The 25,376-nt window shown below is 69.9% G+C and carries 25 protein-coding genes; 8 read left to right on the plus strand and 17 right to left on the minus strand.

Translation table 11 applies throughout. The annotated features are described in order from the left end of the window. Positions 1-13: 13 nt before the first annotated feature. The 14 genes from ACSQ4M_RS33505 to ACSQ4M_RS33570 form a co-directional block, all read right to left on the minus strand. A complete protein-coding gene (locus ACSQ4M_RS33505) occupies positions 14-313 on the minus strand; it encodes a PAAR domain-containing protein (protein WP_436193666.1) in 300 nt (99 codons plus the stop codon). Between the two features lie 180 nt (positions 314-493). Then, positions 494-2,290, minus strand: coding sequence for a type VI secretion system tip protein VgrG (gene vgrG, locus ACSQ4M_RS33510; RefSeq protein WP_436193667.1), 1,797 nt, complete (start codon positions 2,288-2,290; stop codon positions 494-496). 3 nt (positions 2,291-2,293) lie between these two features. Next, positions 2,294-2,980, minus strand: coding sequence for a CIS tube protein (locus ACSQ4M_RS33515; protein ID WP_436193668.1), 687 nt, complete (start codon positions 2,978-2,980; stop codon positions 2,294-2,296). A 16-nt stretch (positions 2,981-2,996) separates the two neighbouring features. Beyond that, the gene (locus ACSQ4M_RS33520) at positions 2,997-3,167 is read right to left on the minus strand and encodes a DUF5908 family protein (protein WP_436193669.1); all 171 of its coding nucleotides are present in this window, start codon (positions 3,165-3,167) and stop codon (positions 2,997-2,999) included. A gap of 8 nt (positions 3,168-3,175) precedes the next feature. After that, entirely contained in the window at positions 3,176-3,682 is a 507-nt protein-coding gene (locus ACSQ4M_RS33525; protein WP_436193670.1) for a phage tail protein, read from the minus strand. Continuing rightward, positions 3,679-4,137 (minus strand): phage tail protein, encoded by a 459-nt coding sequence (locus ACSQ4M_RS33530; RefSeq protein WP_436193671.1) that lies wholly within the window; start codon positions 4,135-4,137, stop codon positions 3,679-3,681. The genes ACSQ4M_RS33525 and ACSQ4M_RS33530 overlap by 4 nt, the downstream gene beginning before the upstream one ends. A 40-nt stretch (positions 4,138-4,177) precedes the next feature. Next, positions 4,178-5,800 (minus strand): phage tail sheath family protein, encoded by a 1,623-nt coding sequence (locus tag ACSQ4M_RS33535; RefSeq protein WP_436193672.1) that lies wholly within the window; start codon positions 5,798-5,800, stop codon positions 4,178-4,180. Between the two features lie 12 nt (positions 5,801-5,812). After that, positions 5,813-6,634 (minus strand): hypothetical protein, encoded by an 822-nt coding sequence (locus ACSQ4M_RS33540; protein WP_436193673.1) that lies wholly within the window; start codon positions 6,632-6,634, stop codon positions 5,813-5,815. Between the two features lie 7 nt (positions 6,635-6,641). After that, on the minus strand, positions 6,642-7,202 hold the full coding sequence (locus tag ACSQ4M_RS33545; protein WP_436193674.1) for a DUF4255 domain-containing protein: 561 nt from the start codon (positions 7,200-7,202) through the stop codon (positions 6,642-6,644). 88 nt (positions 7,203-7,290) lie between these two features. After that, on the minus strand, positions 7,291-7,713 hold the full coding sequence (locus ACSQ4M_RS33550; RefSeq protein ID WP_436193675.1) for a response regulator: 423 nt from the start codon (positions 7,711-7,713) through the stop codon (positions 7,291-7,293). A gap of 75 nt (positions 7,714-7,788) precedes the next feature. Beyond that, the gene (locus tag ACSQ4M_RS33555) at positions 7,789-8,472 is read right to left on the minus strand and encodes a response regulator (protein ID WP_436193676.1); all 684 of its coding nucleotides are present in this window, start codon (positions 8,470-8,472) and stop codon (positions 7,789-7,791) included. Further along, positions 8,469-9,176: a sensor histidine kinase gene (locus tag ACSQ4M_RS33560; protein WP_436193677.1), complete on the minus strand. Its 708-nt coding sequence runs from the start codon at positions 9,174-9,176 to the stop codon at positions 8,469-8,471. Before ACSQ4M_RS33560 ends, ACSQ4M_RS33555 begins: the two co-directional genes overlap by 4 nt. A gap of 218 nt (positions 9,177-9,394) precedes the next feature. After that, complete coding sequence (locus tag ACSQ4M_RS33565; RefSeq protein WP_436194113.1) at positions 9,395-10,951, minus strand: acyl-CoA synthetase; 1,557 nt, start codon at positions 10,949-10,951, stop codon at positions 9,395-9,397. Between the two features lie 17 nt (positions 10,952-10,968). Next, a complete protein-coding gene (locus ACSQ4M_RS33570) occupies positions 10,969-12,186 on the minus strand; it encodes an ABC transporter substrate-binding protein (protein ID WP_436193678.1) in 1,218 nt (405 codons plus the stop codon). A 185-nt stretch (positions 12,187-12,371) separates the two neighbouring features. Between ACSQ4M_RS33570 and ACSQ4M_RS33575 the strand changes: the two genes are divergently transcribed. The 6 genes from ACSQ4M_RS33575 to ACSQ4M_RS33600 all read left to right on the plus strand — a co-directional run bounded on the left by ACSQ4M_RS33575 (position 12,372) and on the right by ACSQ4M_RS33600 (position 18,604). Further along, a complete protein-coding gene (locus ACSQ4M_RS33575) occupies positions 12,372-13,076 on the plus strand; it encodes a glutathione S-transferase N-terminal domain-containing protein (RefSeq protein WP_436193679.1) in 705 nt (234 codons plus the stop codon). Position 13,077: 1 nt separating this feature from the next. Next, positions 13,078-13,683 carry a 2-hydroxychromene-2-carboxylate isomerase gene (locus tag ACSQ4M_RS33580; protein ID WP_436193680.1) on the plus strand — a complete coding sequence of 202 codons (606 nt, stop codon included), beginning with the start codon at positions 13,078-13,080 and terminating at the stop codon, positions 13,681-13,683. Continuing rightward, a complete protein-coding gene (locus ACSQ4M_RS33585) occupies positions 13,680-14,453 on the plus strand; it encodes an enoyl-CoA hydratase (RefSeq protein ID WP_436193681.1) in 774 nt (257 codons plus the stop codon). Before ACSQ4M_RS33580 ends, ACSQ4M_RS33585 begins: the two co-directional genes overlap by 4 nt. An 82-nt stretch (positions 14,454-14,535) precedes the next feature. Then, complete coding sequence (locus ACSQ4M_RS33590) at positions 14,536-15,774, plus strand: acetyl-CoA C-acetyltransferase (RefSeq protein ID WP_436193682.1); 1,239 nt, start codon at positions 14,536-14,538, stop codon at positions 15,772-15,774. Between the two features lie 75 nt (positions 15,775-15,849). Beyond that, positions 15,850-17,052, plus strand: coding sequence for an ABC transporter substrate-binding protein (locus ACSQ4M_RS33595; protein ID WP_436193683.1), 1,203 nt, complete (start codon positions 15,850-15,852; stop codon positions 17,050-17,052). Positions 17,053-17,059: 7 nt separating this feature from the next. Next, positions 17,060-18,604 (plus strand): AMP-binding protein, encoded by a 1,545-nt coding sequence (locus ACSQ4M_RS33600; RefSeq protein ID WP_436193684.1) that lies wholly within the window; start codon positions 17,060-17,062, stop codon positions 18,602-18,604. Between the two features lie 22 nt (positions 18,605-18,626). On the opposite strand, the gene ACSQ4M_RS33605 is transcribed toward ACSQ4M_RS33600, so the two are convergent. Together ACSQ4M_RS33605 and ACSQ4M_RS33610 are read right to left on the minus strand one after the other, a co-directional pair. Further along, a complete protein-coding gene (locus ACSQ4M_RS33605; protein WP_436193685.1) occupies positions 18,627-20,579 on the minus strand; it encodes a hypothetical protein in 1,953 nt (650 codons plus the stop codon). Positions 20,580-20,775: 196 nt separating this feature from the next. Then, the gene (locus ACSQ4M_RS33610) at positions 20,776-22,017 is read right to left on the minus strand and encodes a Bug family tripartite tricarboxylate transporter substrate binding protein (RefSeq protein WP_436193686.1); all 1,242 of its coding nucleotides are present in this window, start codon (positions 22,015-22,017) and stop codon (positions 20,776-20,778) included. On the opposite strand from ACSQ4M_RS33610, the gene ACSQ4M_RS33615 reads away from it, so the two are divergent. Together ACSQ4M_RS33615 and ACSQ4M_RS33620 are read left to right on the plus strand one after the other, a co-directional pair. Continuing rightward, positions 21,941-23,431, plus strand: coding sequence for a flavin-containing monooxygenase (locus tag ACSQ4M_RS33615; RefSeq protein ID WP_436193687.1), 1,491 nt, complete (start codon positions 21,941-21,943; stop codon positions 23,429-23,431). The two genes, ACSQ4M_RS33610 and ACSQ4M_RS33615, sit on opposite strands and share 77 nt — an antisense overlap. Positions 23,432-23,450: 19 nt before the next feature. After that, entirely contained in the window at positions 23,451-24,392 is a 942-nt protein-coding gene (locus ACSQ4M_RS33620; RefSeq protein WP_436193688.1) for an alpha/beta hydrolase, read from the plus strand. Positions 24,393-24,566: 174 nt separating this feature from the next. On the opposite strand, the gene ACSQ4M_RS33625 is transcribed toward ACSQ4M_RS33620, so the two are convergent. Continuing rightward, positions 24,567-25,361, minus strand: coding sequence for an SDR family NAD(P)-dependent oxidoreductase (locus ACSQ4M_RS33625; protein ID WP_436193689.1), 795 nt, complete (start codon positions 25,359-25,361; stop codon positions 24,567-24,569). Between the last annotated feature and the right edge of the window lie 15 nt (positions 25,362-25,376).

The raw sequence follows: 25,376 nt of genomic DNA on the forward strand, positions 1-25,376 counted from the left end.
GGGGGTGGTCCATTCAACCGCCGACGATGACCGTGAAGCAGCCCAGCGCGATGCTGCCGCCATGCGCCGTGGTGTCGCCCACACGGGCCGCCGGCCGGCTGCCGATCATGACCGTGGCCGAGCCCTTCACGATGGTGTCAGGCGGGCCGACGCACAGGGCGGTGTCGCCCACCACCGCGGCCACGAGCTGGCCGATCAGCACCGTCGGCACGCCCGGCCCCAGCACCGGCCCGCCCACGTGCGGCACCGGCGGCAGGCCGGGTGTGACCATCGGGCAGGCGTGCAGGTCGGTGATGCGTGCGGCGGGTGGCATCAATGACAAGCCTCCAGCGCGACGCCGCCATGGCACAGCGACCTGTGCAGGCCGCGGGACAGAAGGCCGCGGAGCAGGCCATGCCAGCGGACGCGGCCGAGCGGGCTCTGCCCGGGCGCTCGCGGCGCCCCCTGGAGGGGGTTGGCGGAGCGCGCAGCGCGAAGACTGGGGGTGTTCATGTCAATTGATCAGGACCATGGCGCCCTTGACGACGGTCTGCCCGGCGGCGGACAGCTCGGCACTGGCATTGCCCTTGGCGGAAAAGCCCATCTGCGCCATGCAGGCCACGTTGAGGCCGTCCACCGTCGCATCGGCCTGCGCCTTGAGTGCCATGCTCAGGCCAGCCGTGACCGAGACCTTGCCCTGGGCCTGGAGCACGATGTCCTTGGGGCTGGACAGCGTGATGCCGCCGGGGGCCAGCTCGACCTTGTTGCCGTTCTGGTCCTGCAGCACGATGGACTTGTCCTTGTCGCTCAGCACGATGGTGTTGCCGGCCGGCGTCAGCACGGTGATGGTCTTGTCGCGCTCGTCGAACGCGAGCTTGTGCTTGCAGCGCGTGACGATGGCCTTGATGTCGTTGGCCGCCTCCAGCGCATACGGCGTGGCCTGCTTGCTGCTGTACAGGCTACCCAGCACCACCGGGTGCGAGGGGTCGTCGGCGAAATAGCCCAGCACCACCTCGTCGCCGACCTCGGGCAGGAAGAAGCTGCCGAAGCCGTTGCTGGCGTGCAGCTGCAGCAGCCGCGCCCAGACGCCTTCGTCGCTGGCCTGCAGCACCGGCACCTTGACCTGCACGCGCGCCTCGCCGGCCGGGTCGGCGTCCAGCTTCATGACGACGCCCACCTGCAGCCCGTGAACACCCGGCAGCAGGCCGGCGCCGGGCGGCGCGACCACGTCGCTGCGCTCGACGAACCAGTCCGGCGCCAGGCCGAACTCGGCCTCGGTGGTCCAGCCACCGTCGACGATCTCGTGGCGCAGGCCCGTCACGAACACCTGGCCCGAGAAGCGCGCACCCACGCCGGCCAGCGCGATCAGCCCGCCGACCCTGGCCAGCGCCGAGCCCTGGAAGCGCATCCGCCCGCGCAGCCGCGCCAGCGCCGCCTTGAGCTGCAGCGCCTTGGCCCATCCCGCCAAGGCCTCGGCGGGTTGCGGCGCGCCGCTCTGCAGCCGGAAGGTGGGCAGGCCCACCACCTTGGCGAGCTCGGCCGAGCCCAGGTCGCCCTGCACCGGCAGCGCGGCAGGCTCGCTGGCCGTGCCTTCCAGCGCCGCCTGCGTCTTGGGATCCCACGAGAAGGCCTGGGCGCTGGCGTACTGGCCGCGCACGTCCAGGTCGGCCTGGAACTCGATCAGGTCCACGCCATAGGTCACCTGCAGATCGGGCTGGGCGTCGGCCTGCGGCGCCTTCACGGCCAGCTTGCCGTCGGTGGCCACCACCAGCAGGCCGTTGGCCTCGGCGCGCGCGAGCATGAAGTCCCAGTCGGTGCAGTAGTGCTGCACCAGCTCGCCGTAGCTCAGCGCGGTGCTGTCCCCGTCCAGCGCCAGGCCATGGGCCTGGGCCAGCGCGGCGATCACGTCGCTGTCGGTCTTGTCGATGTGGTTGGCATTGCGCCGGCCCACCGTCATCAGCACCGCCTTGTCGCGGCACTCGATGACCAGGCGCGCGTCGTTGTCGCCGCGCACCTGCACGCCGTGGCGCACCACGATGCCTTCGAACACCTGGGCCGGCTCGCCGCTGCCATAGCCGGCCTGGATGCGCAGCAGCACACCGGGCTTGAACTGCGCCGAATCGCTGAGCGGGAACTCCTTGTTCGGCATGTCGCCATCGATCAGCTCGATGCGCGCCGACGGCACGGTGTTGACACCGCGCTGGATGCTGACGGAAATCACGTCGGGCATGGGCTCGGCCACCTGGCCGTCCAGGCTGAGCGTCAGGCGCACCACGCCTTCGCTGTTGTCCAGGGGGGATGCAGCGGGCATGGCCTACTTCCGCGGTGGCATCAGCAGCCGCGTGCCCGGCTTGAGGTCGAGCAGGTTCGGCAGCTTGTTGTAGCGGGCCACCTCCAGCGTGTGGAAGGGCTCGCCATAGTGCTGCTGGCACAGCTCGGACAGGGTCTGGCCTTCGCGCACGACGATCCTGGTGGGCGCTTCCTCGGACTGGCGGCTGGTGACCAGTTCCGCCTCCTTCTTGCTCATGGCACCCCGGAAACTCAGGTCGACCTTGGCACGCAGCGGCTCGCCGCTGGGCTTGAACAGCGTGTAGGTGGTGGCGATCGTGTCCAGCCGGCCGAAGAAGATCAGCGTGCCCCAGAGCAGCCGCACGAGCGGCGTCTCCCCGGTGAGGATGACGTACTGGTAGGCCACGGTGTTGAGCTGCCTGATCTGCGTCCTCACATCGGACGGCTGGCCGCCGGCCGCGGGCGGCACCACGCCGGTGCCGTCCAGCACCAGCGAGAAGGCCAGCCGCTCCTCCTCCACCGCGCTGTAGCGCGGGTTGTTGGCGCTCTCGCCCAGCGCCTTGGTGTCGTCGTAGCGCAGGCCATGGCTGTGCTTGACGTCCGCCGGGTTGATCTGCGCCGTGAACTGCACCGACGGCTCCAGCTTGATGGTGCCGCCGCGCTGGATGCTGTAGCGCATCAGCTGCAGGTGGGTGAGTTGGCCGGATTCCATCGCCACGCCCCGGTGGTCAACGTTCGCGCCGCGCGCGCAGCTGCTCGGCCACCGCCTGCCGGCACTCGGCCAGCAATTGCTGGCGCAGCCGCTGCAGCTCGGCCGCGGACAGCGCCGGCCGTGCCGGCGCCGCGGATGCGATATTGACCTGCGAGCGGATCAGCAGCTGGCGCACTTCGATGCCCATGGGATGCCTCAGCGGATGCGGTTGGAGCGGGCATAGGCCAGCTCGATCTTCTCCATCGCCACCTGGTTGCGCGTGGCGTTGAAGCTGTCGATTTCCCACTTGACGGGCCAGGCGTTCTCGATCGACCAGCCGCGCAGCGGCTCGCCCTGGTGGTCCAGCAGGAACACGTGCATGAGCTGCGGCACGATGGGCTTGATCAGGTCGCCGTTCAACACGTCCTGGCACCAGCCGACCAGGCGCGAGGTCTTCAGCGCAATGCCGCGCTTCAAGACCAGCCGGGGCTGCTTGACGCCCTTGGGCAGCACATGGACAGAGCCATTCAACCCGCCCTCGGCCACCGTTTCGGTCTCGATCTCGGGCGCGATGCCGCTGACCTCGTGGAACGCGCTGTCGGCATCGCGGCTGGGCTGCGCGCCGAAGCTGACCGTGAAATGGAAGGCCGGCGGCGGGTAGTTGGCGCCGGTGGCCGAGCGCAGCTGCGCGCGCCCCGCCTGCAGCGCCTGCGGCGTGATCATGCGTTGGCGATGGTCAGGCCTTCGTGTGCGATCACGATGGTCTCCACCGCCACCTCGTTGCCTTGCGCCTTCAGGTCGGTGCCCGTGATCTTGGTCGGCCAGGCGTTGGCCAGGGTCCAGACCATGGTCGGTTTGCCGGCCTCGTCGAGCAGGCTGATGGTCACCGGCTTGCGCTTGATGGTGTTCATCTTGATCTCGTTGAACCAGTCCCACAGCTTGTTGTCGGACTTGAAGACGCCCTTCTTCATGGTCACGTCGCTGTACTTCTTCATGCCCGGCATCTTGATGACCGAGAAGGCCGGGCTGTCGCCGTGCCGGTACTCGATGGGCTGGGCCTCCACGTCGAGGCCGGAGACCTCCTGGAAGGACATGACGGCCGAGTCCCACTTGACCTCGAACCGGAATTTGGGCATCGGCCACACCGTGGTCGATTGCGCGGAACCATCGTCTGCCATGAGGGGCCTCCAACTAGGATGTGTGTGTCAATGGACGGGATCAGGACTTCTGCATCTGCTGCTGGAAGGTGATCTCGATGAACTCGGCCGGGCGGCTGATGGCCACCAGCACCGTGACGCGCAGGATGCCTTCGAGGATGTCCTCCGGCGTCATGGTCTCGCCCAGGCCCACGTGCACGCTGAAGGCGTCGTCCGGCACCGCGCCGGCCAGGCCGCCGCGCTTCCAGATGCCGGTCAGGAAGTTGGAGACCATGCTCTTGATGGTGACCCAGGTGTTGGCCACGTTGGGCTCGAACACCATGGCCTTGGCGGCCAGGCGGCAGGACTCCTCCAGCATGATCATGGTGCGGCGCACGTTGATGTAGCGCCAGTCCAGGCTGTTGCCGTCCAGCGTGCGCGCGCCCCAGACCAGCACGCCCTCGCCGATGAAGGAGCGGATGGCGTTGATGGACTTGCCCTGCGTGGTGACGTTGAGGTCTTCCTGGTCCTCGTGCGAGATGTTGACGGCCGGGGACACCACGCCGTTCATGCTGACGTTGGCCGGCGCCTTCCAGACACCGCGCGTGTTGTCCACCATGGTGTAGATGCCGGCCATGGCCGCGGCCGGCGGCAGCAGGTTGAGCCGGTTCTTGACCTCGGTGAGGACCGTGACGAACAGCGGGCTGGAGGCGACCAGGCTCTTGTTGAGCAGCGCCTTGTTGGTCTCCACCGCGAGCTCCAGCGCGCGTGGCTCCAGCAGTCTGGCCTTCTGCTCGTCGGTCTTGTCGGTCGCCTTGTTGATGTCGGCCGTGAGCTTGTCGGTCCACTGCGCATCGGTCTTCAGGATGTCCTGCACGGCCTGCCATTGCTGGGCGGTGCGGGCCGGCGTCTTGTCGGTCACGCTGTCGGGCAGCGACAGGTCGGCCATCAGCAGTTGCACCAGCAGCTCGCCGTTGGCGATGTGGGTGTAGTTGAGGTCCTTGTCCTGGACGATGGTGGTGTTGACCCAGGGATAGTAGGCCGCCGCGAAGTCCAGATGGTTGATGCCCAGCGCATTGCGGAAGCCCTCGATCGGATCGCCGGCGGGGTCCTTGCGGTCGCGGTCGCCGCCCCACACGTCGAGCACCGAGATGCGGCTGCGCATCCGGCCGCCGCAGTGCTGCAGCATGGCCTGCTGCACCGAGATGCAGTTGGCGGCGCTGAGCAGCACGGCATCGGGGATGACCAGCATGGTCGGCTCCTGCTCCTTGACCAGCGGCTCGATGCCGGCCATGAGCCGGTCGGCCTCGACGCCGCCCTTGTAGTCGCCGACCGCGACGATGTAGCAGGGCCCGCCGCCGTTCTGGAAGAAGTGCAGCATGCTGTAGTACAGCAGGAAGCGCCCGCCCTCGGCCCCGTCGGCCTGGGCCAGCAGGTACTCCTTGTCGCCGGCGTGGAAGGCGGCTTCCACGTTGGGGTCTGCCTTCGGCGCGATGCTGAACCGGGGGTCCGGCGCATAGCCGTAGTACTGGTGGAACTCGGCCATGGAGCTGATGCGCCACGGCTTCATGAGCAGCGACTTGCCGGCGTTGTCGGCGCGCCGGGTGTACCCGATGAAGGCTGGCACCGCAGTGGCCACCTCGACCACGGAGTTCGGGAATGCGTTTTTCTCGACGATGTAGACGCCGGGGGTCTTCATAGCCATTGCGGCCTCCTCTTAACGATGCACATGGATCTCGGAGACCAGGCGGCTTGCGCCGTCGATCCGCTCTCGGGACAGCCAGCGCGCCGCCGCCACGGGCAGGCGCTTGACCAACACCTTGTCGCCGCCACGCTGGCGGCTGCGCAGCTGGAAGCACTGCGCGCTGCGCTGCGCCAGCGCGATCGGCGCCTGCGAGCGGATGGCCAGCAGCGCCGTGCCGTCGTCCAGCCGCTCGGGCTCGGGCGCGGCGAAGCTGGCCCGGCTCGCCAGGTCGACCACCTGCAGCTGCGGTTCGGGCCAATGGCCGTGCAGGCAGTACTTCCACCAGGTGGCGCGCGGCGCCAGCCGGATGCGGTAGTGCACGGGCGCGGGCGGCAACGCGGCCAGCGGCACGCGCAGCAGCGCCAGGGGCGGCATGCGGCGCGCGGCGCCGTGCAGGGTCTGCGCGACCACGGGCCAGCTCAGCGGCCGCACTTCGGCCTGGGCCACGGTGTCGCCGGCGTGCAGGCGCCAGCCGTCGGCGCCGTCCGGCAGCGCGGCGGCGGCGTCCAGGTACAGCAGTTCCTGCGGCCACAGCGCGGGTTGTTCGGTCCAGTGGGCGAAGTCCGCGTCGGTGCCGTGCAGGTGCCAGGTCAGCACGGTGTCCGGTGCGCCGGCCAGCGCCTCGGCCGTGCCGTACAGCATCAGCGCGCCGTCGTGCTCGCGCACCACCGCGTCCTGCTGCTGCAGCCAGCACGCCGTGGCGCCCAGCGGCTCGAAACGCAGGCCGCGGCAACGTCCATCGGCAAAGAAGCCATGGCCCACATCGACGCGCAGCAGGGGGAAGTAGCGGCCCATGGCGGTCTCAGTGATGGGCGCCGACGACGGGCTCGCGCACCAGCGGCAGCGGGCCCTCGCGCGGGCCGGCGTCGAAGGTTACCATGCGCATGCGGTACAGCACCGATGGCAGGTAGCGCCCGCCGAAGATGCCCCACAGGTTGCTGAGCTCGGCGGTGGCCTGGTTCTCGATGTCCAGCACCAGCCGGTCGATGCGCGGGTCCAGAGCGGGCGTGTTGTCGTGGTCCAGCAGCGGCGCGGCCTGGAAGAACGCGACCGTGCTGGCGACGAACTTCAGCGCCTCGGTGTAGTTGGCCGCACCGAAGCTGGCGGCGAACATGAGCTGCAGGTTCAGCGAGACGGGCGGCGGCCGCAGGGCGTCTTCGGCGCGGCGCGGCCGCTGGACGGGCATGGTGTCGCGCTCGATGTTGACCAGGAACACCGCCAGCTTGTTGTTCACGCCGGCAGCGACGCTGCCATCGGGTTCGTACAGGCTGGAGACGACGACGAGTTCCTCGGACAGGCCGAACGCGCGCTGCAAGGCGCTGTTCAGGGTGCTGGCAACCTGGCCGATGGCCGCGTCGATCATGCTCGCAGGACTCCGTTGAAACGATGGCGCCAACGGTAGCGGTGCGGCCGCAGCGGCCGCATCGGTCAAATCCTGAACTTGGGCATCTTCATTGCTGAGCGTGCGGCAACGCCCGGCTGAGCCGGCGCTGCCCGGCGGCGACACCGTGGATGGCATCGACGAGCTCCGCCAGCGGATCGTCCTTGAGCAGGTAGCCGCCGGCCCCGGCGGCGAGCATGGCGGCGACGATGGCCGGATCGTCGTGCGCCGACAGTGCCAGCACGTGCAGGCCCGCATGCTCGCGCAGCAGTGCGGCCAGGCCGGCGGGGCCGCCGCCGGGCATCTGCACGTCCATCAGCACCAGGTCCGGCGGCACGGGGTGGCACGCCAGCCAGCCGCGCAGCGCGTCCACGCCGTCCGCCTGGCCGACGACCGCCAGGCCGGCGCGGCGCAGCAGGTCGGCAAGGTAGCTGCGGTAGGCGGTGTGGTCGTCGCACAGCACCAGTGCCGGGGAGGACAGGGGAATGGCCATGCGCGCAGCCTGAAGGCCAACAGCCCGCCGCACCATCGGACGAGGCCGCAAATGTGCAGCGGCGATTGCTGACTATCAGAGCGGCATGCGTGCCGAGTTGCGCCAGGGCAGGTCGAGCGAACTCAGGCCTTCGCGCAGGGCGTAGCGCGTGAGTTCGGCCAGGCTGCAGATCTCCAGCTTCTGCATCACGTGCTCGCGGTGCGTGGCCACGGTCTTGGGGCTCACATGCAGCCGCTGGGCAATCTGCTGCGTGGACAGTCCTTCCGACAGCAGCTGCACCATTTCGCGCTCGCGCGGCGTCAGCACCGAGGCGTGGCCGTCCTGCTGCGGCTGGCCACGGCCCCGCACGGCGCTGACGACCAGGCCGACCAGTTCGGCGCTCAGGTGCACCCGGTCGGCCATGGCCTTGCGGATCGCCAGTGCGAGATCGTCGTAGGAGTCGTCCTTGAGCACATAGCCGGAGGCACCGGCCTCGAGCACGGCCAGCACCATGCGGCTCTCCGCATGCACCGACAGGCACAGCACGCGCACGGCGGGCGCATCGGCGCGGATGCGGCGAATCGCCTCGACGCCGTTGAGCCCGGGCATCGACACATCGGTGACGACCACGTCGGGCTGCAGCTGGCGCGCCAGCCGCACCGCGGCCAGGCCGTCGCTGGCCTGGCCGATGACCTCGATGTCGGTCTCGCGCGCCAGCAATGCGGCCAGCCCGTCGCGCACGATGCGGTGGTCGTCGGCCAGCACGACGCGGATGCTCATGCCCGTCCTCGCGCGGCCAGCGGCACAAGGATGCGGGCCCGCGTGCCGGCACCCGGTACCGAGCAGATGTCCAGTTGCCCGCCGATGGCCAGCATCTGCACCTGCGCGCTGGCCAGGCCGAAGCCGCCGGCCCGGCTGAACTGCTGGCGCGGCGCAGGCACGAAGCCGGCACCGTCGTCCACGACCTCGATGGCCAGCCGGCCGTCTTCGCAGCGCACGGCGATGTCGACCCGCTGCGCGCCCGCGTGCTTCTGCACGTTCAGGCACAGCTCGCGCACGCCGCGGAACACGACGGCCAGAACCGCTTCGGGCAGCGCGGGCGGCGGCACGCTGCACAGGAAGGAAACGTGCAGGCGGCTGTCGCGCGCGAGCCGGTCGGCCAGGCTGTGCAGGGCCTGCTCCAGGCCCAGGCGCAGCACGGGGCTGCTCAGGTCGAAGGTGGCCGAGCGCGTGGCGCGCGCAGCCTGCGCGAGCAGCGCGTGGATGTCATCGAACAGGGGCTCGCCCGCCCCCCCCGGGACACAGGCGCGCAGCTCGCCCAGCTTGAGCCGGGCCAGCGTCAGGAACTGGCCGATGTCGTCGTGCAGGCCCAGCGCGATGCGCTCGCGCTCACGCGCCTCGGCAATGGTGATCTCGTACGCCAGCGTGCGCAGGCGGTTGCGCCCCTTGCGCGACCGGCTCACAGCTGCGGCATGCACCGACATCGTCGCCTCCTTGGAGTTCCATGGCTGCCCGGCTGCACACAGGCGGCCGGGCCAGGGAGACGCATGTTGGCATGGAAGTCCAGAAAGTCCACATCGCCGCAACGGCAACTTCAGAAGTTTTAAGGACGTTGCAGGAGAAGCCTCGAATCGGCTGTACTGAGCCCCCGGTTCGGTGTTTTGCTGATGGCCGCGCACTTGCGCGTGGGGCAGATGCGCGCTCAGGCGACGGCGCGCCGATGGTCCTTCCAGTGCGACTCGCGCAGCTTGTACTTCATGACCTTGCCCGCCCCGCTGATCGGCAATGCCGCCACGAACTCCACGCTGCGCGGGCACTTGTAGCCGGCGATCAGCGCCTTGCAGTGGGCCTGGATCTCCTCGGCCCCGGCCTGCATGCCGGGCTTGAGCACCAGCACCGCGTGCACGGCCTCGCCCCATTGCGCATGCGGCACGCCGATCACGGCCGCCGCAGCCACGGCCGGATGCCGCGTGAGCGCGGCCTCGACCTCGCCGCAGTAGACGTTCTCGCCACCGGAGACCACCATGTCCTTGAAGCGGTCGACGATGAAGACGAAGCCGTCCTCGTCCATGCGCGCGGCATCGCCCGTGAACATCCAGCCGCCACGCAGCGCCTGGGCCGTGGCCTCGGGCAGGTTCCAGTAGCCCGACATCGCGCAGGGGCTGCGCACTGCGATCTCGCCGACCTGCCCACGCGGCACCTCCACGCCTTCGAAGTCGACGATGCGCACGTCGACGCCGTTCAGCGCGCGACCGGCAGATGGCAGCTTGCCCAGCTTGCGGCCCTCTGCCGAGTGGTACTCGGTCGTCAGGTAGGTCACGCCGGCGGCCAGCTCGGTCATGCCGTAGCCCTGCACGAAGTCCGCGTGCGGAAGCCGCGCGAAAGCCCGCTCCAGCAGGGCCTCGGAGATCGGCGAGGCGCCGTAGCCGATCACGCGCACGCTGGACAGGTCGGCATCGCGCGCAGCCGGGTCGTCGAGCAGGAACTGCAGCATCACCGGGATCAGCATGAGGCTGGTGATGCGGTGCTCGGCGATGGCCTTGAGCACGCCGCCCGGCGTGAAGCCCGGCAGGAACACGTTGGTCGTGCCCACCACCAGGCTGCGCATCAGCGCGGACAGGCCGCCGAGGTGGAACAGCGGTGCGCTGTGCAGCAGCACGGCGTCGCGGTCCAGCGGCGCGGGGACCAGCGAGAGCACGGCATTGGCGGCCAGCGCCTCCTGGCTCAGCATCACGCCCTTGGGCCGGCCGGTGGTGCCGCCGGTGTAGAACACGCCGGCCAGGTCGTCGCCGCTGCGCAGCGCGTCGTCCACGGGCCGGGCCGCGGCGATCAGCTGCTCGGTGTCTGCAAAGCCGGTCGGCGCGGGCTTGTCGCCCACGTAGAGCAGGGTTTGGAGGCACGGCGCCTGCGCCTGCAGCTCGGCCACCATGGGCACGAAGCTGTCGTCCACGAACAGCATGGCGGTCTCGCAGTCCTGCAGCGAGAAGGCGATCTCGGCCGCGCTCCAGCGCGTGTTGACCGGGTTCACCACGCCGCCGGCCCACCACACGGCCAGGTAGAACTCCAGCGTGCGGTCGGAGTTCAGCGCGAGCATGCCCACGCGGTCGCCCGCGACCATGCCCAGCGTCTGCAGCGCACCGGCGAGGCGGGCGACGCGGTCGTGCAGCTGGCGGAAGGTCTGGCGGCGGCCGTTGTAGACGGTGGCCACGCGGTCGGGGTACTGCTGCACGGCGCGGTGCAGGGATTGGGTCTGGCGCAGGCGCATGGGAGCTCCTTTCAGGTCGGCAGGACGGGGCCGAAGCGTTCGTAGGTATCGCCCTTCAAGCGCAGCATCTGCAGCTGCTCGAGCGGCGCGTAGTCGCTAGGGCTGGTCTTCACGCGCATGCCGGCGCGCACCATGGGCAGCGTGAGGTCCAGCGCCGCGGCCTGGCGCATCACGTTCTCGCGCGTGAGCTGCTCGCCGGCCTGCTGCAGCACCTTCTCCATGAGCTGGCCCATGCTGTAGGCCAGCGCGTTGAGCGTCTCGTAGGGGTTGCCCTCGGGGTAGTACTGGGCCATGAAGGCCGAGAACTCGCGCACCTCGGGCGTGTCGCGTTCGGCCGTCTCCGAGGGGTCGCGCATGAAGGTGGCCGTGATCACGCCCTGCGCGTTGTCGATGCCGGCCGGCTTGATCACCGATTGCAGCGAGGCCGACACGCTGGCCAGGTAGTGCGTGGGCTTCCAGCCCATCTCGGCGCTGCGCCGGATCGCCATGGCCGCGAACTTGGGCGTGCTGACGTTGAAGAAGGTGTCGACGCCCGCGGCCCTCAGCTGCACCAGCTGGCTGTCGATGGTGGGGTCGCTGAACTCGTAGCTGAGCTGGGCCACGACCATGGGCTTGGCCTTGTCGCCGAGCGCGTCCAGGAAGCCCTTGAGGTAGTCCTTGCCGAGGTCATCGTTCTGGTAGAGCACGCCGATGCGCGCGTTCGGCTGGTGCTGCAGGATGTGGCGGGCGTGGATGGCGGCCTCGACCTGGTAGGAGGTCTGGAAGCCCATGGTCCACGGGAAGACCTTGGGATCGTTCCAGCGGCTCGCGCCGCTCTGCACGAACAGCTGCGGTACCTTCTTGGCGTTCATGTACTTCTGGATCGCCAGGTTGGTCGCCGTGCCCAGCACGGCGCCGATGAACAGCACCTCTTCCTGCTCGACCAGCTTGCGCGCCTGCTCCACCGTCTTGGCGGGGTTGTAGCCATCGTCCAGCGACAGCAGCTTGAGCTTGCGGCCGTTGACGCCGCCCTGCGCGTTGACCTTGTTGAAGTAGCCCTGCAGGGCCTTGCCCATGGTGCCGTAGGAGGATGCCGGTCCGGAATACGGCAGGATGTTGCCGATCTTGATCTCGGTGTCGCTGACGCCGTGGCCGTAGGACTTCTGCGCGCGTGCCGGCAGCGCCGTGGCGAGCCCCAAGGCCAGCGTCGCACGCCGTGACAGACCGGCGCGGTCTCCGTCTTTCTTCATGCTCTTGTCTCCTGGTGGTTGTCGTGACCTGCAAGGGCCAGGGCGGCCCCGTCGGCGCGAAATCCTAGGCCGGGGAACCGCCGGGCCTCTCGTCCAGAACGACGATTTGTGCAAGCACAGCCACCTGCGGGACAGCCGCGGCCGCGCATCCGCTCTACAAAGCGGCGCAAGGAGACGAGCGCACCATGATCGACCTGCACTACTGGCCGACCCCCAACGGCTGGAAGGTCAGCATCCTGCTGGAGGAATGCGGCCTGCCCTACCGCGTGCTGCCGGTGGACATCGGCGCCGGCGCGCAGTTCACGCCGGAGTTCCTGGCCATCGGCCCGAACAACCGCATCCCGGCCATCGTCGACCACGAACCCCTGGGCGGCGGCCCGCCGCTGGCGCTGTTCGAGAGCGGGGCCATCCTGCAATACCTGGCCGAGAAGGCCGGCCAGTTGCTGCCCACGGCCACGGCCGAACGCTACCGGGTGCTGCAATGGGTGGTCTGGCAGGTCGGCGGGCTGGGCCCCATGGCCGGACAGAACGGCCACTTCCTGCTCTACGCGGCCGAGAAGATTCCGTATGCCATCGACCGCTACGGCGCCGAGGTGCGCCGGCTCTACGGCGTGCTGGACCGCCAGCTTGCGTCCACGGGCGCCTGCATCGCAGGCGACTACTCCATCGCCGACATCGCCACCTTCCCCTGGGCGATGACGCACAAGGCCCAGCAGATCAGCCTGGACGACTTCCCGCACGTGAAGCGCTGGTACGCCGAGGTGCGCGCGCGGCCCCAGGTGCAGGCCGGCCTGGCGGTCGGCAAGGAACTGGGCCGACCCGGCAAGGCCATGAACGACGACGCACGCCGCCACCTCTTCCGCGGCACGGCCGCAGCCAACAAGGACTGACATGCCCGACATCGAGTTCTTCTTCGACATCTCCAGCCCCTGGACCTACCTGGCCTTCACCAACGTGCAGCCCATGGCGGCCGAACTCGGCGCCACGATCCGCTGGCGGCCCTTCATGGTCGGCGGCGTGTTCAACACCGTGAACCCCACGGTCTACGAATCGCGCCGCACGCCGGTGCCGGCCAAGCAGGCCTACCTGGGCAAGAGCCTCACGGACTGGGCACGCTGGACCGGCGTGCAGGTCAACTTCCCGCCCAAGGTGTTCCCGGTCAACAGCGTGAAGGTGATGCGCGGCTGCCTGGTGCTGGACGGCAGCGGCCAGCTGCCGGCCTTCGCCAAGGCCGCCTTCGAAGCCTATTGGCGTGACGACCTGGACATCGCGCAGGACGAGGTCGTGCGCGAGGTCTGCACGCGCGCCGGCGTCGATGCCGACGCGTTGCTGGCCGCCATCGGCGCGCAACCCATCAAGGACCAGCTGCGCGCCAACACCGAGGAGCTGATCGCGCGCGGCGGCTTCGGCACACCCACCATCTTCCTGGGAGACGACATGTACTTTGGCAACGACCACCTGCCGCTCGTGCGGGCTGCACTGGAGCGCGCACGATGAGCGCCGAGACCGAACTGCTGCAGCTGAGCACGCCTTCGCCGGGCGTGGCCTGCCTCACGCTGAACCGTCCGCAGGCCATGAACGCGCTGTCGCTCGCGCTGCGCCAGGCCATCACCGACGCCGTCGACCGCCTGGCCGCCGACCCCGCCGTGCGCGTGCTGGTGCTGACCGGCGCCGGCCGCGCCTTCTGCGCCGGCCTGGACCTGCGCGAGATCGACGGCAACGCGCTCGGCAACGCCAAGGCCGACCCGGTGCTCGCGCTGCGGCGCTTCCCGCGGCCCATCATCGGTGCCATCAACGGCGCGGCCGTCACGGGCGGGCTGGAGCTCGCACTGGCCTGCGACCTGCTGATCGCCTCCACCCAGGCGCGTTTCGCCGACACCCATGCACGCGTGGGCGTGGTGCCGGGCTGGGGCCTGTCGCAGAAGCTGCCGCGGCTGATCGGCATCGGCCGGGCCAAGGAGATGTCGTTCAGCGGCAACTTCGTCGGAGCCGAGCAGGCCGAGCGCTGGGGCCTGGTCAACCGCGTGGTCGCACCCGAGGAACTGCTGCCCCAGGCCTTCGCGCTGGCAGCCGACATGGCCAGCGCATTGCCCGAGGTGGTGGGGATCTACAAGCAGCTCATCGACGGCGGCTACGCAGGCAGCCTGGCCGACGGCCTGGTGGAGGAAAAAGCCGCCTCGCGGCGCTGGGCCGAGTCGCTGGACACGGAACAGCTGCGCGCCCGGCGCGAAGAGGTGCAGGCCCGCGGCCGATCGCAGGCGGGGTAAACCCCGACTCGTCGCTTCGGACGATGACGGCGGCGCGCTGCGCCGCTAGTCTGCAGGTCTTCGCAACGCACAGACCACCACCATGTCCGACGCATACATCATCGACACCTGCCGCACCCCGCGCGGCATCGGCCGCATCGGCAAGGGCGCCCTGGCCGACCTGCACCCGCAGCACCTGGCCGCCACGGTGCTCAAGGCCATCGCCGAGCGCAACCAGATCGACACCGCCGAGGTGGACGACGTGATCTGGGGCACCTCCACCCAGCGCGGCAAGCAGGGCATGGACATGGCCCGCATGGCGCTGCTGGACGCCGGCTACAGCCAGCTGGCCAGCGGCGTGACGCTGGACCGCTTCTGCGGCTCGGGCATCACCTCGGTGAACCTGGCGGCGGCCACCGTCGCTGCCGGCTTCGAGGACCTGGTCATCGCAGGCGGCTGCGAGATGATGAGCTACACCGCATCGCTGGCCGACCCCGCCAACCCCAACATGATGGACGCGGGCAACCTGCACCTGCGCCGCACGGTGCCGCAATCGCACCAGGGCGTGTGCGCCGACGCCATCGCCACGCTGGAAGGCATCCCGCGCAGCGCGCTGGACGAACTGGCCCTCGTGAGCCAGCAGCGCGCGGCGGCGGCCATCGAAGCCGGCCACTTCAAGCGCAGCCTGGTGCCGGTCTACCGCGAAGACGGCAGCCTGGCGCTGGACCGCGAGGAGTTTCCGCGCCCGCAGACCACGCTCGAAGGCCTGGCCGGCCTCAAGCCCGCCTTCGAGGCCATGGCCGAGAAGCCGCTGGACGAACAGGGCAACACCTACGCCGGCCTGATCCGCCAGGTGTTCCCGGACCTCAAGATCAACTACGTGCACCACGCGGGCAACAGCTCGGGCGTGGTCGACGGCGCCGGCGCGCTGCTGCTGGCCTCGGGCGCCTACATCAAGAAGCGCGGCCTGAAGCCCCGCGCCCGCATCGTCGCCATGGCCAACGTGGGCGACAGCGCCACGCTGATGTTGAACGCCCCGGTGCCAGCCGCGCGCAAGGTGCTGGCCAAGGCCGGCCTGACGGTGGACGACATCGACCTGTGGGAGATCAACGAGGCCTTCGCCGTCGTGGCCGAGAAGTTCATCCGCGACCTGAAGCTCGACCGCGCCAAGGTCAACGTGAACGGCGGCGCGATGGCGCTGGGCCATCCGATCGGCGCCACCGGCTCGCTGCTGATCGGCACGCTGCTGGACGAACTGGAGCGGCGCGACCTCAAGCGCGGCCTGGTGACCATGTGCGCCGCTGGCGGCATGGCCCCGGCCATCATCATCGAGCGCGTCTAGGCGCCTCCCTTTCTTGTTCCTCCAGCCCATGGCCGCGCGCCATGGGCCTGGCCTGCTGTCGCCTTCGCATTGCCCATGACCACCTTCGCTTCCCGCAGAACCACCCTGATCGCCCTGGCCGGGCTGCTTGCCACCGGCTCCGTGCTGGCCCAGAAGAAGTACGACCCGGGCGCCAGCGACACCAGCATCAGGATCGGCAACCTGGTCGCTTACTCGGGCCCGGTCTCGGCCTACGGCACCATCGGCAAGGCGGCAGGCGCCTACTTCGCCAAGGTCAACGCCGAGGGCGGCGTCAACGGCCGCAAGATCGACTACCTCTCGCTGGACGACGCCTACACGCCGTCCAAGACCGTGGAGCAGGCGCGCAAGCTGGTCGAGCAGGAGGAGGTGCTGGCGCTGTTCCTGCCCGTGGGCACGGCGCACAACCAGGCCATCCAGCGCTACATGAACGCCAAGAAGGTGCCGCAGCTGTTCGTGGGCTCGGGCGCCACGCGCTGGGGCGACATCACGAAATTTCCCTGGACCTTGGGCTGGCAGCCCACCTACCACACCGAGGGCCGGGTGTTCGGCCAGCACGCGCTGGCCAGCAACCCCAACGCCAAGATCGCCGTGCTGATGCAGAACGACGACTTCGGCAAGGACTTCCAGAAGGGCCTGCTCGACGGCCTGGGCGACAAGGCCAAGGCGCACATCGTCTCGACCCAGACCTTCGAGGTGACCGATCCCACGGTGGACAGCCAGATCGTCTCGGCCCGCGCGGCCGGTGCCGACGTGCTGATCATCCTGGCCACGCCCAAGTTCGCCGCCATGGCGATCCGCAAGACGGCCGAGATGGGCTGGAACGCGCAGCGCTATGTGGCCAGCGTGGCGCAGTCGGTCGGCGCGGTGCTCAAGCCCGCCGGCCTGCAGAACGCCGAGGGCGTGATCAGCGCCACCTACTTCCGCGACCCGTCCGACCCGGGCCAGAAGGACCAGCCCGAGGTCAAGCAGTACCTGGCCTTCATGCAGCAGCACTACCCGCAAGGCGATCCGTACGACTCGCTGAACCTGATCGGCTACTCGGCCGCGCAGACCCTGGTGCAGACGCTCAAGCAGGCCGGTGACAACCTCACGCGCGAGAACGTCATGAAGCAGGCCTTGAATCTGTCGATGACGCTGCCCATGCTGTACCCCGGCATCGACGTGAAGACCGGCCCCAGCGACTTCTTCCCGATCGAGAAGATGCAGCTGATCCGCTTCAACGGCACGCGCTACGAGCCCGTGGGCAGCCTGTTCTGAGGCTGCCATGCACGGCCCCACCGCCCCCGCCCTGGCGCTGCGCGCGCTGCGCCGCTACCCGGACCGCATCGCCTTCGCCGAGGACGGGCGTGCGCTCAGCTACGCCGGCACGCTGGCGCTGATCGGCCGCCTCCAGGCCGTGCTGGCGGCCGGCGGCATCGCGGCGCCGCGCGTGGCGCTGCTCGCCGCCAACCGCGCCGAGGCCTGGGCCGCCGAGATCGCGGTGCAGGCCCTGGGCGGCAGCACGACCTGGCTGCACCCGCTCGCGGCGCTGCCCGAGCAGCAGTTCCAGATCGAGGACGCGCAGGCCCAGCTGCTGGTGGTGGACGCCGAGACCTATGGCGAACGGGGCGGTGCACTGGCCGCGGCCTTGCCGCAGCTGCAGCAGGTCTGGACACTGGGCCCGGCCGGCTACGGGCGCGACCTGCTCGCGGCCATGGCGGCCGCGGGCGAGCACAGCCCGCGCGACCTGTCGCACGCGCAGACCGTCGCCAGCCTGGGCTACACGGGCGGCACCACGGGCCGTTCCAAGGCCGCGCTGCGCCACCAGCACCAGGCGGCAGCGATCACGCGCGCCATCCTCGCGGACTTCGAACTGCCGGCCACGCCACGCTACCTGGCGGCAGCGCCCATCAGCCATGTGGCCGGCACCAAGGTGCTGCCCACGCTGCTGCGCGGCGGCACCGTGCACCTGCAGCGCGGCTTCGACCCGGACCGGCTGCTGGCCACGCTGCAGGCCGAGCGCATCAACATGACGCTGCTCGTGCCGACCATGGTCTACAAGCTGCTCGACCACCCGGGCCTGGGCCGCACCGACCTCGGCGCGCTGGAGCTGCTGCTGTACGGCGCCTCGCCGATGTCGCCCACGCGGCTGCTGGAAGGCATGGAGCGCATCGGCCCGGTGTTCTCGCAGCTGTACGGCCAGACCGAGTGCTACCCGATCAGCCTCTTGCGCAAGGCCGACCACGACGCGCGCCGGCCTGAGCGCTTCGCCTCCTGCGGCATGCCGCTGGCCGGCTGCGACGTGCGCCTGCTGGGCGACGACGGCGAGGAGGTCGCGCCGGGCGCGCCGGGCGAGATCTGCGTGCGCGCCGACAGCGCCATGGCGCTGTACTGGAACCGGCCCGAGCTGACGGCCGAGACCCTGGCCGGCGGCTGGCTGCACACCAGCGACATCGCGCGCCAGGACGACGCCGGCTACCTCTACATCGTCGACCGCAAGAAGGACATGGTGGTCTCGGGCGGCTTCAACGTCTACCCGCGCGAGGTGGAAGACGTGCTGACCACGCACCCGGCCGTGGCCATGGCGGCCGTGATCGGCGTGCCCGATGCCACCTGGGGCGAGGCCGTGGCGGCCATGGTGGTGTGCCGGCCTGGCATGCAGGTGGAGGCCCAGGCGCTGATGGCGCTGGTCAAGCAGCACAAGGGCGCGCAGCAGGCACCCAAGCGCGTGGACTTCGTGGACGCGCTGCCGCTGACGGCGCTGGGCAAGATCGACAAGAAGGCGCTGCGCGCGCCGTTCTGGGACGGGCAGGCGCGCAAGGTCGGCTGAGAGCTTGTGAACGCCGAGCCGTTCAGAGCCGGCCCAGCGCCTGTGCCACGCGTTCCAGCAGCGCGGCGTTGCCAGGCCCGCCCAGCGAGGTCTGGATCTCGCGGACGTGGGGCAGCGCCCCGCTTTCGATCAGGCCCACCAGTTGCTCAACGGCCTGCACCGTCAGGCGCTCCGGCAGTCCGCGCAGGTCGATCCGCTGCAGCAGGCCCCATGGCAGCGTGGACGACTGCAACGGCCTCGGCGGGTGCTGCCAGGCGCCGCGGACCACCTCCCAGGCTTCGTCCTGCGGCATGTCGCCCGGCTCAATGCGGACATGCGTCTCCGGCGCCTGCACGCCGTCCACGTCGATGCCTTCCTCGCGCAGCCGCTTGAGTGGCGCCATCAATTCCTGGTAGGCCGAGCCGCCCTGGCTCAGCTCGAACAAGGGATAGGGTTTGCCGTAGGCCAGCGAATTGGCGGTCTTCTTGCTGCCCTGCACCGGCATCTCGAAGTCGGCCTCGCCGCTCCTGGCGTCGCGCTTGTAGCCGGTGATGTCCCGCAGCTGCCACCGCACCCAGCCTTCCAGCTCCAGCAGCGCCCGCACGCGCGGCAGTTCGTCGGCCGCGCCGGGCATGTCCTTGTCCGCCGCCCGACCCAGCAGCCGGAGCCAGTCGGCCAGCTTGACCTTGCCCTTGATCGCCTGGTGCTTGCGGTCGGGGACGAGCGCGAGCCGCTCCCACCGCGCCCACATCTCCTGCGGCACGTCGATGAAGGCATCGATGTCGAACGCGCCCAGATTCACGCCGACGGCGCGCTTGCCGAAGTCCACGTGCAGTGCCACCGCCTGGTCGGGCGCGAGCAGCGCCTGGCTCTTGGTGAAGTTCTTGATGGCATCTCCCAGGCTGCCGCGGTAGTGCAAGCGCGCGCCGGGCAGGATGTGCGCCACCAGGACGGCCACGGGCTGCAGCAGGGCCTGGATGCGCCGGCGCATGGTCACCAGCGCCTCGCGCTGCTGCAGCGGCAGGGTTTCCTCGAACGTGGTGGGCAGCAGTGCCGGCAGGTGCGGAGGGTTGAGCAGTTGCACGATCGTGGTGGCGATCCGGCGCAGGGCCTGCAGGTCCTGTTCAGGGTCGAAGTCGAGCAGCTCCTGGGGCAGCTGCTCGGCATGGAAGCCGTACTTCTGCGCCAGGGCCGCCATCGCGACCTCGAACTTCTCCTGTTCCTGCGCAAGCCGGTCGGCCTGCGCGCCGATGCGCACGTGCTGCTCTGTGGACGCGCCGCCGGACCGCAGCTGGACGAAGGTGGCCGGGTCCGGGATCTCGACCAGGAAGTAGGCCGCCAGGCGCATCAGCTGGCGCATGCGGTCCTGCACGGCCTGGCGCCTGCACTCCTGCAGGTAGGCCGTCTTGCGGTCGTTCCATCGGTTGATGGGCTGTCGCGCGGCCTGGAAGCGCTTCGCCCTGTCCCCGTCCCGGGGCAACAGTTTGGCCGCGGTGAAGATCGGTCCCGGGTCCACCGGTGGGGGGCCGTCGGGTCCGTCCGCGTCCTCCTGCTGCCATGTATCCAGGTTTTGCAGAACGATGTCGATGTAGTTGCCGGCGGCCTCCACCGCGGGATTGCGCCCCGGGAACGCATCAAACCTTTGGGCAGCCCGCGTCACCAGCGCGCCGTCGCGGTCCAGCAGGCGCAGCCAGTCCCCGAGCGTGAAGCGCCGGTCGATCTCGTCGCGCAGGATGCGCATCGCGCCGTTCTGCTCTTGGACCGCGTTGTGCTTGGAAACGAAGATGTCCAGCAGTTGCCGCGGGTCGAACGCGTCGGTCTCCAACGCGTGCAGCCGGCCCGTGGCGCCGGGCTGGCCTGGATCGAAGAAGCTCTGGATCTCGACGCGCTGGACGACCGGCACCGTGCGGTCGGACGGCTCGGACGCGCCGCCGAAGGCGGCCCGGATCAGTTGGCGTTGCGCCACCTGCCGCGGGCTTGCATCGATGGATGGCATGGCCGCGGCGGACTCGCGCTGCCCCTGGACAGGAAGGGGACGGGTGGAAACGGGTGACCGCTTGTACACGTGGATGGCAGCCTGGTCGGGTTCGGCCAGGGTAGCCATCCGGCCGCAGGCCGGGCATCGGAAAAAAGCTGAGACTGGCTGGGGAAAATGCCGCGCCTGCAGCCGGGCCGTGCACCGGCCCGATGCTTCACTCGGGTTCGATCTTCGCGTCCTTGACGACCTTGGCCCAGCGCGGCGCCTCGGCGCGGATCAGCGCGGCGAACTGCTCGGGCGTGCCGCCCATCACCTCGTTGCCCTGGCTGGTGATCTGCTCGCGCAGCATCGGGTCCTGCAAGGCCTTGTTGCCGATGGCGTTGAGCTGCTTCACCAGGTCGGGCGACAAGCCCTTGGGACCGACCAGGCCCTGCCAGTTCATGACCTCGACAGCGGGGTAGCCGGCTTCTGCCCTCGTCGGCACATCCGGCATCAGCGCAGAACGGGTCTTGCTGGTGACGGCGAGCGCGCGCGTCTTGCCAGCCTTGATGGAGGGCATCGCGATGTACATCTGTTCGAACATCATTGCCACCTGGCCGCCCAGCAGGTCGGTCGCCGCGGCCGAACCGCTCTTGTAGGGCGCGTGGATCAGGTCGATGCCGGCCGTGTGCTCGAACAGCGCCCCGCTCAGGTGGTGCGTGCCACCGATGCCGCCCGAGGCATAGGCCAGCTTGCCCGGCGCGGCCTTGGCCGCGGCCACGAGCTCCTGCACCGTCTTGTAGGGTGCGTCGGCGCGCACGGTCAGCATCAGCGGGCCGCGCTCGATCAGGAAGATTGGCACGAGGTCGTTGAAGGGGTCGAAGTTGAGCTTCTTGAACAGCGACTGGTTGACCGACAGCGGCGCGAAGCTGCCCATGCCCAGCGTGTAGCCGTCGGCCTTGGCCCGCGCGATGGCCTTGGTGCCGATGTTGCCGCCGGCGCCCGACTTGTTGTCGATGATGATGGCTGGCCCATCAGCGTGCTCATGGCCTTGGCGAGCCTGTGCGAGCGCTGGTCGGCACTGCCGCCGGCGGCGTACGGGCAGATCCAGGTGATGGGCTTGCTGGGGTACTTGTCCTGCGCCAGCACCAGGCCGGGCAGGGCCAGTGTGGCGATGGCGCCTTGCAGGAAGCGCCTGCGAGCCAGTGGAACAACGTACATGAAATGTCTCCTTCAGTGGTTGGCCAGCCACTCTGGCGAGCAGAACTGTCAGTCGGCTGTCATCGTCGCCGGCCCGCGCCGCACCCGCAGCGCCTGTCCCTGGAGCGACGCCGCCTGCGCACCCACCCGCTACGATGGCCGCAAAGGCACCCTGTACACCGCGACAAGGAGACAAGCCCATGGCCACTGCCAACAGCGTCAACGAGAACGACGCGCACTTCGACTTCCTCGTCATCGGGGCCGGCATCTCCGGCATCGGCGCCGCCCACCATCTGCGCGAGCGCTGGCCCGAGCGCCGCTTCGCTGTGCTCGAGGCCATGGAAGGCTTCGGGGGCACCTGGTGGACGCACCGCTACCCCGGCGCGCGCTCCGACAGCGACCTGCACACCTACGGCTACGCCTTCAAGCCCTGGATGGGCAGCGCCATCGCCACGGCCGACGAGATCCGCCACTACCTGGACGAGACCATCGCCGAAAACGGACTGGCGCCGCACATCCGCTACGGCCACCGCGTGCTGTCGGCCGACTGGTCGTCGCAGCAACGGCACTGGACCCTGCGCATCGCGCGCAAGGACCAGGACGCGGTGCTGGTGCTGACCACGGGCTTCCTGTGGATGTGCGCCGGCTACTACGACCACGGCCAGCCTTACACGCCCGACTGGCCGGGGCTGGAGCGCTTCCAGGGCCGCGTGGTGCACCCGCAGCACTGGCCCGAGGACCTCGATTGCACGGGCCAGCGCGTGGTGGTGGTCGGCTCGGGCGCCACGGCCGCCACGCTGATCCCGGCGCTGGCCGAGCAGGTGGCGCACGTGACCATGCTGCAGCGCTCGCCGACCTTCTTCTCGGCCCTGCCGCGTGCGCACCCGCTGGAGGCCCCGCTGCGCGCGCTGGACCTGCCAGCCGAATGGACGCACGAGATCCTGCGCCGCGCCCACATCGCACGCAACAGCGAGGTGGTGCGCATGTCCTTCGAGCGTCCGGAGGACCTGCGTGCCAACCTCATGGACCAGGCGCGCAGCCAGCTGCCCGCGGACTTCGACGTGGACCGGCACTTCAATCCGCGCTACCGCCCCTGGCAGCAGCGCGTGGCCGTGGTGCCCGACGGCGACCTGTTCGCCGCCATCCGCAGCGGCAAGGCCTCGGTCGTCACCGACCAGATCGAATGCTTCGACGCCACCGGCATCCGGCTGGCCAGCGGTGCGCACCTGCCGGCCGACGTGGTGGTCACGGCCACGGGCTTCGACCTGCAGGTGCTGGGCGGCGTGCCCTTCGCCATCGACGGCGTGCCGGTGGACTTCACGCAGCGCGTGACCTGGCGCGGCGTGATGCTCGAAGGCCTGCCCAACCTGGCCTATGTGATGGGCTACTTCCGTTCGAGCTGGACGCTGCGGCTGGACCTGGTCTGCGACCTCGTGTGCCGCGTGCTGGAGCACATGCAGGCCCACGGCCACACCGTGGTCGAGCCGCGGCTGCGCGCAGAAGATGCCGGCATGGCGCGCCAGCCCTGGATGGACCCGCAGAACTTCAATGCGGGCTACATCCTGCGCGCGCAGCACCGCATGTTTGGCCAGGGCGACCGCGACCCGTGGCGGCACAACCTCGAATACCACGAAGAGCGCAGCCTGCTGCCCGCCGTGCGTGCGGACGAAAGCGCCCTCGCCTACCGCTGAACCCAAGGAAGCCCGAACCATGCCCCTCGATCCCCACCTCGCTGGCGTCTTGCAGATGATGGCCGCCGCAGGCAGGAAACCCACCTCCGAAGGCACGCCCGCCGAAGGGCGGGCGGGCTACCTCGCACTGACGGTCGGCACGCGCAAGCCGCACGAGGTCGTCCCCGTCGCGAGCGTGCAGGACCGCCGCGTCGACGGCGCCACCGGCCCCTTGCAGGCCCGCGTCTACCGCCCCGAAGGCGACGGCCCCTTCCCCACCGTCGCCTACTTCCACGGCGGCGGCTGGGTCATCGGCGACCTGGACACGCACGACAACATGTGCCGCGACCTGTGCCGCGGCGCCCGGGCCGTGGTCGTGGCGGTGGACTACCGGCTCGCACCCGAGCACCCGTTCCCGGCCGGCGTGGAAGACGCCATCGCCGCCGCCCGCTGGGTCGTGGCGCATGCGGCCGAACTCGGTGGCACGAGCACCGTGGGCGTGGCGGGCGACAGCGCGGGCGGCAACTTCGCGGCCGTGGTCGCGCAGCAGCTGCGCGATGCAGGCATCGCGCTGGCCGCGCAGTTCCTGATCTACCCCGCGGTGGACCACGCGACGGCCGACTACCCCAGCCTGGCGCAGAACGCCAAGGGCTACTTCCTCGAAACAGCCACCATGGACTGGTTCTACGGCCACTACGCGGGCGCCATCGGCGACCCCTTGGATCCCCGCCTGGCGCCGCTGCGCCACCCCGACCTCACGCACCTGCCGCCAGCCGTGTTGGTGACCGCCGAGTTCGATCCGCTGCGCGACAGCGGACTGGCCTACGCGGATGCGCTGCGGGCTTCGGGCAACCAGGTCGACTATTTGGCCGGGCCCGGCATGGTGCACGGCTTCTACGACATGGGCCGCTGGTCGCCGGCCGCGCAGGCCACCGTGCAGCAGGGCATCCGGCGCTTCGGCGAGGTACTGCGCGGCGGCTGACCACCGCGCGGCCAGCGGCCCGTTGCTGGCGGTTCTCAGGGACTTGCGACGAAGTCGCCGTCCAATGCAGTGCGCGGCGTGTGCAGCTTCAGCCAGGCGACACGCCACACGGCGCGCTCGCGCACGACCTGGGCGAACAGGCGCGGCCCGGAGCGCGGGCCGCGCCATCCACCCTCAGCGCGGCGCCATGCGGATGGCGCCGTCCAGGCGCACGCACTCGCCGTTGAAGTAGCCGTTGGTGACCATGGTCTCGGCCAGCTGGGCGTACTCGTCGGGGTTGCCCAGGCGCTTGGGAAAGGGCACGGAGGCGGCCAGCGCGGCCTTCACGTTGTCGGGCGCGCCCTGCAGCAGCGGGGTGTTGAAGATGCCCGGCAGGATGGTGTTCACGCGGATGCCCTCGGCCATCAGGTCGCGCGCGATCGGCAGCGTCATGCCGACGATGCCGCCCTTGCTGGCCGAGTAGCTGGCCTGGCCCATCTGGCCGTCCACGGCCGCGACCGAGGCAGTGTTGACGATGGCCCCGCGCTCGCCCGAGTTGTCGGCGTCCTGCAGCGGCTCCAAGGTCAGCATGCCGGCCGCGCTCTTGGCGATGCAGCGGAAGGTGCCGACCAGGTTGACCTGGATCACGCGGTCGAAGTTGGCCAGCGGGAAGTGCTTGATGTCGCCCGTGGTCTTGTCGCGGCTGGCGGTCTTGACCGCGCCGCCGATGCCGGCGCAGTTGATGAGGATGCGCTCCTGGCCGTGCGCGGCACGGGCCTTGGCGAAGGCCGCGTCGACCTGCTCCTCGCTGGTGATGTCGACCTTGCAGAACACACCGCCCAGCTCCTGGGCCAGCGCCTCGCCCTTCTCGGCGTTGAAGTCGAACAGCGCGACCTTGACGCCGGACTTGGCCAGGCGGCGCGCGGTGGCGGCGCCCAGGCCGGATGCACCGCCGGTGACGACGGCGGCGATGCTGGAATTGAGTTGCATGGGTTCTCTCCTGTT

This window comes from Pseudorhodoferax sp. LjRoot39 (assembly GCF_964253035.1).
In the GTDB taxonomy this organism is placed as follows: domain Bacteria; phylum Pseudomonadota; class Gammaproteobacteria; order Burkholderiales; family Burkholderiaceae_C; genus Pseudorhodoferax.

Bases quoted from the DNA above. Each gene is read 5' to 3' on its own strand.
- ACSQ4M_RS33505 (WP_436193666.1), bottom strand. From the start codon at position 313: ATGCCACCCGCCGCACGCATCACCGACCTGCACGCCTGCCCGATGGTC.
- vgrG (WP_436193667.1), bottom strand. From the start codon at position 2,290: ATGCCCGCTGCATCCCCCCTGGACAACAGCGAAGGCGTGGTGCGCCTG.
- ACSQ4M_RS33515 (WP_436193668.1), bottom strand. From the start codon at position 2,980: ATGGAATCCGGCCAACTCACCCACCTGCAGCTGATGCGCTACAGCATC.
- ACSQ4M_RS33520 (WP_436193669.1), bottom strand. From the start codon at position 3,167: ATGGGCATCGAAGTGCGCCAGCTGCTGATCCGCTCGCAGGTCAATATC.
- ACSQ4M_RS33525 (WP_436193670.1), bottom strand. From the start codon at position 3,682: ATGATCACGCCGCAGGCGCTGCAGGCGGGGCGCGCGCAGCTGCGCTCG.
- ACSQ4M_RS33530 (WP_436193671.1), bottom strand. From the start codon at position 4,137: ATGGCAGACGATGGTTCCGCGCAATCGACCACGGTGTGGCCGATGCCC.
- ACSQ4M_RS33535 (WP_436193672.1), bottom strand. From the start codon at position 5,800: ATGGCTATGAAGACCCCCGGCGTCTACATCGTCGAGAAAAACGCATTC.
- ACSQ4M_RS33540 (WP_436193673.1), bottom strand. From the start codon at position 6,634: ATGGGCCGCTACTTCCCCCTGCTGCGCGTCGATGTGGGCCATGGCTTC.
- ACSQ4M_RS33545 (WP_436193674.1), bottom strand. From the start codon at position 7,202: ATGATCGACGCGGCCATCGGCCAGGTTGCCAGCACCCTGAACAGCGCC.
- ACSQ4M_RS33550 (WP_436193675.1), bottom strand. From the start codon at position 7,713: ATGGCCATTCCCCTGTCCTCCCCGGCACTGGTGCTGTGCGACGACCAC.
- ACSQ4M_RS33555 (WP_436193676.1), bottom strand. From the start codon at position 8,472: ATGAGCATCCGCGTCGTGCTGGCCGACGACCACCGCATCGTGCGCGAC.
- ACSQ4M_RS33560 (WP_436193677.1), bottom strand. From the start codon at position 9,176: ATGTCGGTGCATGCCGCAGCTGTGAGCCGGTCGCGCAAGGGGCGCAAC.
- ACSQ4M_RS33570 (WP_436193678.1), bottom strand. From the start codon at position 12,186: ATGAAGAAAGACGGAGACCGCGCCGGTCTGTCACGGCGTGCGACGCTG.
- ACSQ4M_RS33575 (WP_436193679.1), top strand. From the start codon at position 12,372: ATGATCGACCTGCACTACTGGCCGACCCCCAACGGCTGGAAGGTCAGC.
- ACSQ4M_RS33580 (WP_436193680.1), top strand. From the start codon at position 13,078: ATGCCCGACATCGAGTTCTTCTTCGACATCTCCAGCCCCTGGACCTAC.
- ACSQ4M_RS33585 (WP_436193681.1), top strand. From the start codon at position 13,680: ATGAGCGCCGAGACCGAACTGCTGCAGCTGAGCACGCCTTCGCCGGGC.
- ACSQ4M_RS33590 (WP_436193682.1), top strand. From the start codon at position 14,536: ATGTCCGACGCATACATCATCGACACCTGCCGCACCCCGCGCGGCATC.
- ACSQ4M_RS33595 (WP_436193683.1), top strand. From the start codon at position 15,850: ATGACCACCTTCGCTTCCCGCAGAACCACCCTGATCGCCCTGGCCGGG.
- ACSQ4M_RS33600 (WP_436193684.1), top strand. From the start codon at position 17,060: ATGCACGGCCCCACCGCCCCCGCCCTGGCGCTGCGCGCGCTGCGCCGC.
- ACSQ4M_RS33605 (WP_436193685.1), bottom strand. From the start codon at position 20,579: ATGCCATCCATCGATGCAAGCCCGCGGCAGGTGGCGCAACGCCAACTG.
- ACSQ4M_RS33615 (WP_436193687.1), top strand. From the start codon at position 21,941: ATGGCCACTGCCAACAGCGTCAACGAGAACGACGCGCACTTCGACTTC.
- ACSQ4M_RS33610 (WP_436193686.1), bottom strand. From the start codon at position 22,017: ATGCCGGAGATGCCGGCCCCGATGACGAGGAAGTCGAAGTGCGCGTCG.
- ACSQ4M_RS33620 (WP_436193688.1), top strand. From the start codon at position 23,451: ATGCCCCTCGATCCCCACCTCGCTGGCGTCTTGCAGATGATGGCCGCC.
- ACSQ4M_RS33625 (WP_436193689.1), bottom strand. From the start codon at position 25,361: ATGCAACTCAATTCCAGCATCGCCGCCGTCGTCACCGGCGGTGCATCC.